General features: G+C 38.5%; 13 protein-coding genes and 1 pseudogene. 5 read left to right on the forward strand and 9 right to left on the reverse strand.

Translation table 11 applies throughout. From position 1 onward, the window contains the following. Positions 1–36 precede the first annotated feature (36 nt). The 3 genes from tnpC to BSM4216_RS07850 all read left to right on the forward strand — a co-directional run bounded on the left by tnpC (position 37) and on the right by BSM4216_RS07850 (position 2931). Positions 37–1614 (forward strand): IS66 family transposase, encoded by a 1578-nt coding sequence (gene tnpC, locus BSM4216_RS07840; protein WP_048623352.1) that lies wholly within the window; start codon positions 37–39, stop codon positions 1612–1614. 63 nt (positions 1615–1677) lie between these two features. Further along, complete coding sequence (locus tag BSM4216_RS07845) at positions 1678–2367, forward strand: M24 family metallopeptidase (protein ID WP_053083243.1); 690 nt, start codon at positions 1678–1680, stop codon at positions 2365–2367. 87 nt (positions 2368–2454) lie between these two features. Further along, entirely contained in the window at positions 2455–2931 is a 477-nt protein-coding gene (locus BSM4216_RS07850; protein WP_082142287.1) for an LOG family protein, read from the forward strand. Here the strand turns inward: BSM4216_RS07850 and BSM4216_RS17275 are convergent. Together BSM4216_RS17275 and BSM4216_RS07860 are read right to left on the reverse strand one after the other, a co-directional pair. Continuing rightward, a complete protein-coding gene (locus BSM4216_RS17275; RefSeq protein WP_053083245.1) occupies positions 2906–3235 on the reverse strand; it encodes a site-specific integrase in 330 nt (109 codons plus the stop codon). The genes BSM4216_RS07850 and BSM4216_RS17275 overlap by 26 nt on opposite strands. A 616-nt stretch (positions 3236–3851) precedes the next feature. Continuing rightward, positions 3852–5213 (reverse strand): IS4 family transposase, encoded by a 1362-nt coding sequence (locus BSM4216_RS07860; protein ID WP_003353499.1) that lies wholly within the window; start codon positions 5211–5213, stop codon positions 3852–3854. Between the two features lie 524 nt (positions 5214–5737). Between BSM4216_RS07860 and BSM4216_RS17235 the strand changes: the two genes are divergently transcribed. Both BSM4216_RS17235 and BSM4216_RS07865 read left to right on the forward strand, forming a co-directional pair. After that, entirely contained in the window at positions 5738–5860 is a 123-nt protein-coding gene (locus tag BSM4216_RS17235; protein ID WP_255287962.1) for a hypothetical protein, read from the forward strand. 73 nt (positions 5861–5933) lie between these two features. Further along, positions 5934–6764 carry a serine/threonine-protein kinase gene (locus BSM4216_RS07865; RefSeq protein WP_169799156.1) on the forward strand — a complete coding sequence of 277 codons (831 nt, stop codon included), beginning with the start codon at positions 5934–5936 and terminating at the stop codon, positions 6762–6764. A gap of 208 nt (positions 6765–6972) precedes the next feature. On the opposite strand, the pseudogene BSM4216_RS16715 reads toward BSM4216_RS07865, so the two are convergent. The 7 genes and pseudogenes from BSM4216_RS16715 to BSM4216_RS07895 form a co-directional block, all read right to left on the reverse strand. After that, a pseudogene (locus tag BSM4216_RS16715) lies at positions 6973–7098 on the reverse strand (alpha/beta hydrolase); the annotation flags it as partial. A gap of 228 nt (positions 7099–7326) precedes the next feature. Next, positions 7327–8238 carry a sulfite exporter TauE/SafE family protein gene (locus BSM4216_RS16720; protein ID WP_048623354.1) on the reverse strand — a complete coding sequence of 304 codons (912 nt, stop codon included), beginning with the start codon at positions 8236–8238 and terminating at the stop codon, positions 7327–7329. Between the two features lie 33 nt (positions 8239–8271). Then, a complete protein-coding gene (locus BSM4216_RS16725) occupies positions 8272–8895 on the reverse strand; it encodes an NAD(P)-binding protein (protein ID WP_048623355.1) in 624 nt (207 codons plus the stop codon). Beyond that, positions 8876–9637, reverse strand: a complete 762-nt coding sequence (locus BSM4216_RS07880) for a sirohydrochlorin chelatase (protein WP_048623356.1) — start codon at positions 9635–9637, stop codon at positions 8876–8878. Before BSM4216_RS07880 ends, BSM4216_RS16725 begins: the two co-directional genes overlap by 20 nt. After that, positions 9634–10407, reverse strand: coding sequence for a uroporphyrinogen-III C-methyltransferase (gene cobA, locus BSM4216_RS07885; RefSeq protein WP_048623357.1), 774 nt, complete (start codon positions 10405–10407; stop codon positions 9634–9636). The genes BSM4216_RS07880 and cobA overlap by 4 nt, the downstream gene beginning before the upstream one ends. 15 nt (positions 10408–10422) lie before the next feature. Then, on the reverse strand, positions 10423–10650 hold the full coding sequence (locus BSM4216_RS07890) for a DUF3906 family protein (RefSeq protein ID WP_048623358.1): 228 nt from the start codon (positions 10648–10650) through the stop codon (positions 10423–10425). Positions 10651–10667: 17 nt separating this feature from the next. After that, positions 10668–12293 (reverse strand): nitrite/sulfite reductase, encoded by a 1626-nt coding sequence (locus BSM4216_RS07895; RefSeq protein ID WP_048623359.1) that lies wholly within the window; start codon positions 12291–12293, stop codon positions 10668–10670. Position 12294: the final 1 nt, after the last annotated feature.

Raw genomic sequence — 12294 nt, forward strand, 5'->3', positions numbered from 1 at the left:
GGAGGAAAATAGCTAAAACCGTCGAATTATTACTACATGATGAAAAATTTAAAGAATCCTACCCAAAACCCATTTGAATTAATTGAAAAACTTCAACAGCAAATCGTTGAATTGACGGCGAAATTACGATGGTATGAAGAACAGTATCGTCTTAGTCAAAAACGAAAATTTGGCTCTTCAAGCGAAAAAACAAATCCTAATCAATTAGAACTACCTTTATTCAATGAAGCAGAGGTAGAGTCTAATGTAAAAGCCGAAGAGCCAACTGTTGAAACAATTACATATCGTCGTAAAAAGAAACGTGGTCAACGTCAAGCTACGTTTGAAAACCTGCCTATGGAAACGATTGAATATCGTTTACCCGAAGAAGAGCAGGTCTGTTCGTGTTGCGGTGAAAAAACACACGAAATGAGCACAGAAGTACGACAAGAATTAGTGATTATTCCGGCTCAAGTCAAAGTTTTAAAACACGTTCGATATGTCTATGGATGCCGTCATTGTGAGCGTAATGAAATAGAGACACCAATCGTTACAGCACCTGCCCCAAAATCTGTGTATCCAAAAAGTTTAGCTTCACCGTCAAGCATGGCATATATTATGAATCAAAAATATGTAGAGGGGCTACCTCTATATCGCCAAGAACAACAGTTCAAACGATTAGGTGTGATCTTATCCAGGCAAACCATGGCCAATTGGATGCTTTATGGTGCCGAAAAATGGCTTGCGCCAATTTATCAACGAATGAAAGAGCATCTCCTCTCTAAAGACATTCTACATGCGGATGAAACAACTGTTCAGGTTTTACATGAACCTGGAAGGTCAAGTACATCGAAATCTTACATGTGGCTTTATCGGACTGGAAGAGAGGATCCACCACTTGTCCTTTATGACTATCAGGAAACTAGAGCAGGAGAACATGCCAAAGAATTCCTAAAAGGGTTTAAAGGATACCTGCATGTCGATGGATATGCAGGATACCATAAGGTATCCGGCGTAACATTAGTTGGATGTTGGGCTCATGCCCGCAGAAAGTTCGATGAGGCTTTAAACGTACTTCCTGAATCCAAACGTCATTCAGCAGTCACAGTTCGGGAAGGACTCAATTTCTGTAATCAGCTATTTGCCATCGAGCGTGATTTGAAAGAATGTACACCAGAAGAACGATATAAAAAACGACTTAAACACAGCCAACCATTGTTGGAGGCTTTTTCAGCATGGCTAAAAACAGAGAAAAGCAATGTTTTACCAAAGAGTCTATTAGGTCAAGCCATTACATACTGCCTCAACCAATGGGAAAAACTCGTGGCATTTTTAGAGGATGGACGTTTAGAAATCGATAATAATCGAAGTGAACGATCCATTAAACCATTTGTGATCGGTAGGAAGAACTGGATTTTTAGCAATACTCCGAAAGGAGCTAAGGCCAGCTCAATCATTTACAGTATTGTGGAGACAGCAAAAGAGAATAAATTAAATCCATTTTATTATCTTCGCTACTTATTTGAAAGGCTTCCCAATATGGATATAAGCAATATGGATGAGCTTGATCAACTACTTCCTTGGTCCAAAACAATTCCTTTGAATTGTCGGGTTTTTAATAACTTATCACAATAATAGTATTTAATCCCTATCATTAAAAGGTGGGGATTATTTTACGCTTACTTTTATAGGGAGTATATGAATGGAGTTGAGCTTACTCACGAAGAAAGAAGGCTTAAGGAACTATCTGATCTTACTCACAGCGCTACTAGTGCACGAGAGGCCTTATCATCTTTGTTAAGAGAACTAGGATTAGCAAAATCAAGATTAGGGATCGATGAAGATGGCATGACAATGGCTTGTTTAAGTCATATTAAAAGTAGATTTCCAGGTATAGAATTTATATTTTTTTCTAACAAAATTAGGCAGATAAGGGCTGTTAAAACACCACATGAGATAGATGCGCTTACTTACGCGGCAAATTGTGTGGAAAAAGCCATTGAAGATGTTATCAGTAATCTCAAAGAAGGCATTAGTGAATTAGAAATAGCAAACATGTTTAATACATCTATAGCCAGTCAAGGAGCTATCGCTGCTTTACCAATGATCAAAATAGGTAGACACGCGGTTGGAGGACAACGTAGACAAAAATCGGAAATTAAGCTCCAACCTGGGGACTTAATATGGTTTGATTGCGATGTAGTCTGTAATGGGTATTGGGCAGATAATGCACGGGTGTTCTCATATAAATATATGAAACCCGAGTATGATAAATTTAATGCATTGTACAAGGGACAGCTTGTGGCAATTAATGAAGTAAAGATCGGTATGAAGGGAAAAGATGTATTTAAATTAACAATGAGTGCGGGTCTGAAAAAATTTCCATAAAGTCTTGACTTACTCTCCAATGCCGCTTAATATGCAGAGTGTTCCTGTAAGTAATTGGAATAATAATCAACGGGGAAGGTGAGAAAGATGAAATCCATTTGTGTATTTTGTGGTTCAAACTATGGGAATGACATGGAGTTTAAGCAAGCAGCCAGAGAGCTTGGAAAGTTCCTTGCCAATAAAAAAATATCCCTGATTTACGGTGGAGGGAAGGCGGGGCTAATGGGGGAAATTGCAGATGCTGTCTTAAGCCATAAAGGCCATGTTATTGGGATCATACCTAAGTTTTTAAAAGATAAGGAACTAGCACATGAAAATATAAGTGAACTCTTTATTGTAGACACAATGCATACACGCAAAGCGAAAATGTATGAGTTAGCAGATGGATTTATTGTCATGCCTGGAGGTTATGGAACTTATGAAGAACTTTTTGAAGTGCTCTCTTGGTTGCAAATAGGCATACATAATAAGCCAATTGCTCTGCTTAATGTCAATGGTTTCTTCGATCCTCTCATAAAATTGATGGAGAATTTCAAACCTAATTTAGTAAATAAATGGACATGATACCTCTCCTGATGGCAAATCGACCTGTATCATTTTCTAGATAGCGAAAGAGTTTTTGCAACTCCTGCAAGTTCATATATACAGGTAGTTTATTATCAATCTTCGGGGTTTCGATACCAACCATAAAATCATTCATCAACAGGTTTTCGCGTGTACAGTACTTCATAAACGATTTTAAACAAGAGATTTTTCGGTGAATCGTTCTAGGTTTCATGTTTTCTTTTGTAATTTGTTCTTGGATAAAACGTCGCACGAGAGTTTTATGAATGTCATTCAATTCAAGGGATCGATGATGCTTTAGCAAAATCTAAATAACACCTTCAGTGATAATAAACGAATATTGATAACAAGTTTAAAAGATGATCATGATCGTCTAAAAAATAGATAATTCGTTTAACAAAAAACTGACGAAAAATTATGAGGAACTTAGAAGAGGAAGTACCTAATAATTGTTGTTATAGGAACTTGAAGGGAAGAACCCCTAACATTACGAAGAAATAAGTTAGTTTACATAATATATATTATAGGAAGTTAAGGGTAAATTGTCTCATAATATAAGTATACTTGTTACATTGAGACAAAATAAAAATTTTGAAACGCTGATCTTAATTTTCATTTCAACCAATTATAAATCTTTCGGTATTCATTTTGAACGTCTGATCGAAATGAATTCTATATGATCCTGTAAAGTCATTCATCGTGTAATGTTTTCATTCTGCATCGATCGATTATGATAATAATTTTATAATGTTGCTTTTTGGCTTAAACATCTCACAAATTAAACCGATCTATTTTCGCATCCGTCATTCTGTTTTATAACCTATATTTACCATTTAGAATGAAAGAATTGTAAGAAATTATTTTAGTCTATTCCATTCAATATTTCAGTGCAAACGCTATTTCTACAATTTATAATTCACTCAACTTTCGCACACAGAAATATGGAGACAGTCCTTGATATAACGAGGTAAAGAAGTAATCCAATTGGACAGTTGACACTGAAAAATGTCCATACTCAAATAAACCTTAGCTTCAGCCAAAGTTTGGAAAAGAGAAATCAATTGTAGTAAAGCCGTTTTAAAGTCCATCTCCTTTACTTCGTCACATAGAAACAAGAATAAGTTGCCCATGGTCTTCGGATCCTCTTCTTTCCGAAGTTGCCAAGCAATCAAGATATACCGAGTGAAGACAATGGTAGTATGGCTAATCATCATGTCATAGGAACGACCTTGAAACTCTTTGGCTAAATGTAAAAACGATTTACTGAATTTAAAAAAGGTTTCAATGTCCCAACGCATCCCATAGATTCGAACGATTTCTTCATTAGACAGCGTGGTATCTGTACTCAAAATGGCTAGCCATTCACTTTGGTTGTTTCGATTCCGCACAAACACGATTTTCACTGGTAAACCCGTATGAAGGGTTGCGTGAATCGAGCCGAGTGTTTCTTTTTTGCCAATGTCTCGTTTCGCTTTTCGATACAGTTGTTCCAAGGTTAAACGTTCTCCGTTGAAAAGATACCGTTGTTTCAGCTGTTTGACCATACCAATGACAAAAAGGCCTTTGGAGTGAATCTTCTCCACCAACGGGGCATGAGTAAACCATGTATCCATGAGCACATAATCAGCGAAAATTCCTTTATCCAATGCATGTTCTACTAATTTCAACACCATGTTTGGTTTTGCTTCCAATGCCTCGAGCCGTCGTTTGTAGCCTGTGGTTCGTTTATCAATGGACGAATGGATTTCGTTCAAGCGATTCTTTTGGTTCGCTGAACTCAAAAGAGCGAAATCGATAGGTACAAATGTAAAGCCATCGGACCATCCGAGCGTTAATAGTTGAAAACCATTGACAAACTGACGAGTGGAATGATCGAATACTTTAGCTAGAAGCTCAACCGATTTACTACGGTTACGAGAATAAATCGAATCGTCTACAATAAACACGGTAACACGGCGCTTCGAAATCGTTTGTTTCACACGACGAATCACTTCGGAGCTCAGAGATAGTAAAAAGGTTCTCCAGTTATACGTAGACGAGTTCAAAAAACGATAAATGGTATCTTTTCCTGGTAAATCGGCAGCCTTTTTGCTTTGTAAGGCGTGGTACCAGTTTCTGTATTGAAAAACAAGAAGAAATAATAGTTGAAAAATCGATAAACAAGAATAACCACAAGCCTTGATAATTCCTGCTTTTCTTAAATGATTACCAATTTGTAATTCAGAAAATCCGTCTTTTATTTCTTTTGGTAATTGCGCAAAATACTCTTTTTTCGTTATCATAATGGTGACACCTTTCTTTCTTTGGTTTTTGGTTTGGTCACCAATAGTTTACCAAAAGAAAGAGGTGTCTTTTTGTTTTTTAGACGAATTTTTTCAGTGTCAAGTGAATATGAGATACCCAAAGAAACCTATCAAATCAAGGATTATTCATAAATTTTTCACTGCGAAAGTTGAGTAATTCATTTTTCATTTATCCTCCTCCCTATTTTCCACCTAAAAGTCGTTCTGATGCTGCTGTTGCAGAGGACTCACCACTTGGTATTAGTTATATAAGATGGATATTTGAGACCATGCGGAGATATTCACTGGAATGATCCCCTTCTACTTTCGCACAGCATGAAACGCTTAAATTTCAATTTAACTGCTTCAAAACAGTTGCCTAACTATCCTTCTTTCTTTTTGCTTCGACCTTCCATCTTGTCAGTGTTACAATGCGTTCGTATTATTAAATAAAAGACAATTTTCATATCCTTTTTTGAAACCATTTGGCCTTTCGTTCGTAAAGAAAGTAAGGAGGCGATTGGATGCTAAAAAAATTTTTAAAAAGAATTTTAGACTCCTCTGCTTACCGTCACCATTCCCATTATAGCAGCGACGACAGCAGAAAATGGGAAAGAAGACACTCTTCCCACTACGGTCACCATTAATTACTATAAGAAAAAATGGAAATCGAGCGGATTTTTCTTCCGTTCCCATAGCAGCTAATAAAGTCGGATGCGTATGAAGAAGTGGATAGACTTATTCGAAAGGGCCTTAAAAGTCGGAACCGTTCTCAACAATCGTTATGAAATCGTTCGATTGTTGGGTAAAGGAGGATATGGGCTGGTGTATGAAGCTCTTGACAACTCACTTGGCCAAAAAGTGGTTGTCAAACAATTAAGGAAGCGAAGAGCAAAATCCCAAAAGGATTGTCTCGCTTTTGAAAATGAAGCTGCCATATTGAAGTCTCTTTCCCATCCGGCTTTTCCTTCCTACATCGATTCTTTTCAAGATCAGACCGGAAAATTTATAGTGATGGAAAAATTGGACGGATACTCATTTGAAGAACTTATTTTTCAACAAAAAAAGGAATTTGATCATGACGATTCTTTGCTGATCTTATTAGAAGTGTTAAAACTTGTTCATTTTTTGCATTGCCAAGGGATTATACACCGCGATTTGCGGACCCCCAATATCCTGATGAACAACGATCAGCTGTTGATTATTGATTTTGGTTTAGCACGTCGAATAGGAGCTCGTGATGATTTCAATGAGAAAAATTTCAAACATGTCGCACGATGTTCCTTCTCGTTTCAAGAAGATCTAATGGCACTTGGCCATTTTGTTCTTTTTTTGCTGTATTCAACCTATAAGCCTGTTTCCATCAGGGAAAAGAGCTGGGAAGAAGAATTGAAGTTGCCTAGAAAAACTAAAGAGGTCATTCGAAAAATGCTTCATATCAGCCCTCCTTATGATTCTGTGGAACAAGTGATAGAAGATGTCCAAAACATCCTGTTTTCAAGTCCAAATCAGCGAGAAATAAAACCCATAATCGTTGCTCAAAATGGATAACGTGTAGCTGATTGTGGTTTCGAGATTGTTTGTTCCAATTCATGTTATGAACCATGATAAAAGAATGAAAGAAAAGAGCGTGTTTAAATCATCTTTTTTATAACACGCTCTTATAATATTAGAACTATATCACCCTATGTATAACATCTTCTCCTAAGCGTTCATTTATTAGTTAAAGGGACTCTTCAATTCTATCCAACCATTCATTTACTAGTTCCATACAACCACTCATTAAACGATGGTCAGGAGAATAACCATGCATCATGATAATCGGTTTACCTTCCCCTAAATCTTCATAATAGATTTCAGCTTGCCGAACTTTACAATAGGTCATATCTCATCCTTCTTTCTTCCATTTTGAAAAATCGCTTAATTGACATAATATTTATTCGCTTTTTTCGTCTTAAACTCCTGGTTCCTTTACTATTGCTTAAAAACATCCGATTTTTTTCATTTTCGCGATGATGAATACTATTTTTGTATTCTTAACCAATCATTTTTTCAAATAAAATGAACAACACGCCTGCTGATAACAGGCGTGTATGATAGTTTTGAAGGTTTTCTATTCGACATGAATCTTTTTAAGATTTTTGGTGAAACGGCTGTTTTGGGCCGCTAAATTTCGATGTTTTTTCATCACAAACAGTACGCTTAAAGCCCATACAAGGAAAACGGCGATATTAGCAAAAGTAATCCACGAATCAGATAAATTTCTTGATTTTAATAATGTTTGCAAATTCGAATAAATGATCATTCCACCAACAAGGACACCTAGCAAATGGGAAGGAATGATTTTTATTAAAAATGCGGCGATCGGTGCGGCAATCAGGCCTCCAATCATTAAGGCCAATGTCCAGATCCAGTTGATTTCATTCGCTCCTAGCGAAAGAAGAAATCCTATGCTTGACGCAAGTGATACTGCGAATTCGCTTGTATCCACTGAACCGATCACTTTCCTCGGTTCCAGATCCTTTTTGGATAACAATGTCGGGGTTGCTATCGGGCCCCATCCCCCACCGCCGGTCGCATCGAAAAATCCGGCGATAAATCCTAAAGGAACGAACAGTTTTTTGGACACTTTTTTTCCTTCAGCCTTTTCATTCTGACTGGATCGGAAAATAAAGCGAAATATAATGTACACCCCTAAAAGTAGAAGAAAAATGGAGATGTACGGCTTTAACACGTCTCCCGGAAGATTACTTAATACGGTAGCACCTAGGAAAGCCCCGATGGATCCAGGGATAATTAATTTCAAGACGATTTCTTTGTCGATGTTTCCGAAACGTATATGAGAAATGCCGGACGCTGCCGTTGTCACCACTTCTGCCAAATGAACAGAAGCGGAGGCTGCAGCCGGAGCGATGCCATACAATAACAGCAAGGAAGTGGATGTTAAACCATAACCCATTCCAAGCGATCCGTCTACTAATTGTGCCGCTAAACCTACTAATGCAAGTACGATTAATTTTTGCATTATTGTTCCTCCATTCAAACACAAACAAACCAATCATAATAGATCGTGATTCCATACAGATTCCAGTTGCTCTCTAAACCGTTGCTGTTCTTTGGTTGAAGATAGATAAATGGGGTCTACCGCTTTTTTCAGCCATTTTCTTTTTTCTTTCGGATCTGATATATGCTGTTTGATTGTTTCCCTGATTTCAAATAAAAATTCTAAGTAAGATTCATAGCGCTCATCATATTGCTCGGCTATTTGGTTTTTAATCTGTTTAGCCAAAGTGGGACTGGCTCCTCCTGTTGATACACCGATGACTAATTTTCCACGATTGAATGATGCCGGGATCGTGCAATTTCCTTTTTGGGGATCCGTTGTATTGACCACAAGCTGATGAGGTTTGGCCGAATTGGCTATTTGATCATTTACGATTTTGGAATTGGTAGCAGCAATGACGAAAAAAGCGTCTTTATAATCCTCATATTCAATCAACTTTTGAATAAGCGTCACCTTTTTTTCATTTGCCAGCTCCACGATCCTATGGTGAAAAGTAGGGCTCACAACATGAACATGAACGTGATATTTTAGCAAATGTTGAATCTTGTGGTAGGCGACATGACCGCCGCCCGCTACAACGATTTTTTTATCCGATAAATCAACCATAATAGGAAACATGGATTTCCCCCATTTTCAACGCATTTTTCACTCGATCTTGGACAGCTTCTTTCAGCAAAGGATCATATCCTAAATAACGGCATAAGATGACATCCTTTTCTGTATCAAGATCACGAATTTTCTTTTCCATCCCTTTCATTAAAAGTCCGGTAAATAACAAATATGGGAGTACAAAAATTTGTTTAAGTCGAGATTCATTGACCATCTCTTCCAAAGCTTCTTCAAAGCTTGGAGACGCCCCAGTTAGATAAGAAGTTTTCACATAAAAATACTCGGTTTTTTGTTTAAATCGACGAGCAAGTTCGTTAAAATCAAGCTGCATATCCTTGTCTTTGCTGCCGCGCGCTACCAGCAATACTCCTACATGGTCCTTAATCGGAACTCCTGTTTCTTTGATTCTATTTTTTAATATTTCAGACACACTATTATGTACACCAATCGGTTCTCCGTACAGGATCGGCACAGAAGGATAAGAGACTTGCAGCTGCAGCAAGATTTTAGGAATATCGGTTTTCACGTGTCCTGCTGCAAAGAGGAGAATGGGAATGACATATACTTCGTCAGCCCCTTTTTCTAAGCAGCGCAGAAAAGCGTCTTTGATCGTAGGCCGGGCCAATTCAAGAAATGCAATTTCTTGAATTGGGATGGATATCTCTTTTTGGACTTCTCGAACAAATTCAATTGCTTGTTCGCATCCTTCTTTTACACGGCTTCCATGGCAAATATATAGGACGGCTTTCATACGGATTCCCCCATTAAAATGAACGGCTCGCTTTTTTCAAACCAACTCAGCTTCTCCCGCAGCTTTACCACTTCCCCAATCACGATCATGCTTGGATTTTCCACCTTTTCTCGACGAACTACATCAACGATGGTTTCCAATGTACCTGTTACAGTCCGCTGCTGGGAGGTAGTTCCCCAATGAACTAGAGCAACTGGAGTATCTTTCGGTTTGCCGAATTTCAACAATTGTTCTTGAATGTACGGAAGATTGCTGACTCCCATATATATGGCCAGTGTATCGATTCCTTTTGCCAGAGCTTCCCATTTCAAGTCTTCATGGGTTCCTTCCTTGCGATGTCCAGCCACAAAAGCAAAACTGCCGCTATACTCCCGATGGGTAACAGGAATTCCGGCATAAGCCGGGGCAGCGATTCCTGATGTTATGCCAGGCACTACTTCAAACGGAATGCCATTCTTTACTAAAAATTCCGCTTCCTCCCCGCCTCTTCCAAACACAAAGGGATCGCCTCCTTTTAACCGCGTCACTGTTTTCCCTGCTTTTGCATGTTTTACTAGAATGTGATTAATCGTTTCTTGCTGGAGATGGTGATGTTTCGGCAATTTACCGCAGAAAATCAGAGTAGCTCCCTGTTTGGCATAATCCAACAATGCGGGATTTATAAGGCGGTCGTATAAAATCACGTCCGCCTCTTGAATGGCTTTTAAACCTTTTAATGTAATTAATTCTGGATCGCCTGGGCCGGCTCCCACCAGGAACACTTTTCCCAACTTTCTCAACTCCTATCAATATTTTGCGTATTGATCATGATCGGTTCCAATGACAAATCCGCCGCCATTTCTTAGTTTCTTTTTTTCATATAACACAATTTCTTCAATGGGCGGTAAGGTTAAATAAAATTTTTCCAATTCTATTTCAACTAATTCAAATGCCCGTTCGTCATTGTCAGCCGCAATGATGACAGGTATCATTTGCTGATCCTCTGTGATGACTTCAAAACGATATAGAGTCATAGTTTTCCTCTTTCTTGTCAAGCTGTTAAGGCCAAATTGCTTAATATACGATCCAACTCTTCTTGAAGTGGTTCTATTCCCACTCGTTTGAAGTATTCAAAAAACGTTTCGCCTTCCAATTTGGTCTTGCTGAAATAGGTTAAGAATTCTTTTAATACAAACGGCAGATGTTCGCCGTCGATTCTTCCTTTTAATTTTTGGTTAAATTGGCCGCCATTCAACAATGTTCCGCCCACATTGATTTCAAATGCTTGCACCATTTTCTTTTCTTTATTTTTCATTAAAACTCCTTGCAAGCCGATATCAGCAATTTGCCGCTGGCCGCAAGAGTTAGGGCAGCCCACCATATTGATGCGAACCGGAACATCCACATCCACTTCCTTGTCAAGAAATGCGGCAAGCCGTCTCATTCTTTCTTTTGTCTCAGTCAAAGCTAAATTACAAAATTCAATGCCTGTGCATGAAATGGCATAAGCGGTGAATCGCGGTGGACGTATCGAGAATTTCTCCAGAATAGGTTCTTTAAGCAAAGCATCTACATTTTCAGTCGGAACATTGGCAATAATCAAATTTTGCGAACCACATGTCCGGACTTCTCCGTTTCCATATTTTTTCGCCAGCCGAGCCAATTCCAATGCATCTTCTACTTGCAGTCTGCCCACTGGAATATTCAAACCGACGTAATGCAGTCCTTCTTGTTTTTGTGGATGAACTCCGTACAAATAGCTGGCATTCCATCCTTTTGTCAGATCAGTTCCTGCTTCAGGAAGCGGACCGGTAAGTTCTAACAATTTTTCTTTGAATTTTTCCGGACCCCAATCCGCCACTAAAAATTTCAAGCGTGCATGATTTCGTCTTTCCCGATAACCGTAATCACGGAAAATGGTCAGAACGCCTTTTACAACATCTTTTACTTTTTCAGGCAGTACAAAGATATCGAGTGGAACAGCTAGTTTTGGCACCGCGGACAACCCGCCGCCAACTTTTAGATGGAACCCTATCTTTTCCTCTCCGTCGATGACTTTTTTGGCTGGAACGAATGCACAGTCATTGATTTCTGCTTGTCCGGAATTATAAACATTAGCGTTGATTGAAATTTTAAACTTTCGAGGCAGGTTGGAAAAATCTTCGTTGCCGGTCAGAAATTCATGTATTTCTTGAACGATCGGACGAGTATCCAATACTTCGTCTTTATCAATGCCTGCCAACGGATTTCCGAGAATATTCCGAGGAACATCACCGCAGGCGAAAGTGCTGGTCAATCCCACTTTATTCAAGCGATCAAAAATTTCCGGAATGTTTTCAATTCTCAACCAATGAAATTGGACGGCTTGGCGAGTTGTAATATCAAAAAAGTTTCGTCCAAAATCTTTTGCAATGCCCGCCAAAGTTTCTAACTGTTCATTGTTTAGTATTCCAGTCGGCACTTTTACCCTCATCATAAAATAGCCGTCTTCTTTCGGACGTTGCAAATAAAGCCCCGCCCATTTAAATGCACCCCATTCTTCTTTTGGAATGGATGAGAAACCGTGTTCCGCATAGTATGGAATATCATTAAAAATTTCCAAACCGTCTTTTTCCAGTTTCCGAAGTTCATCCTTATTCAATTTGGGATTATCCTTCCACACTTTTTCATAACTCATA

Origin of the sequence: Bacillus smithii (assembly GCF_001050115.1) — a bacterium.
Classification (GTDB): Bacteria; Bacillota; Bacilli; order Bacillales; family DSM-4216; genus Bacillus_O; species Bacillus_O smithii.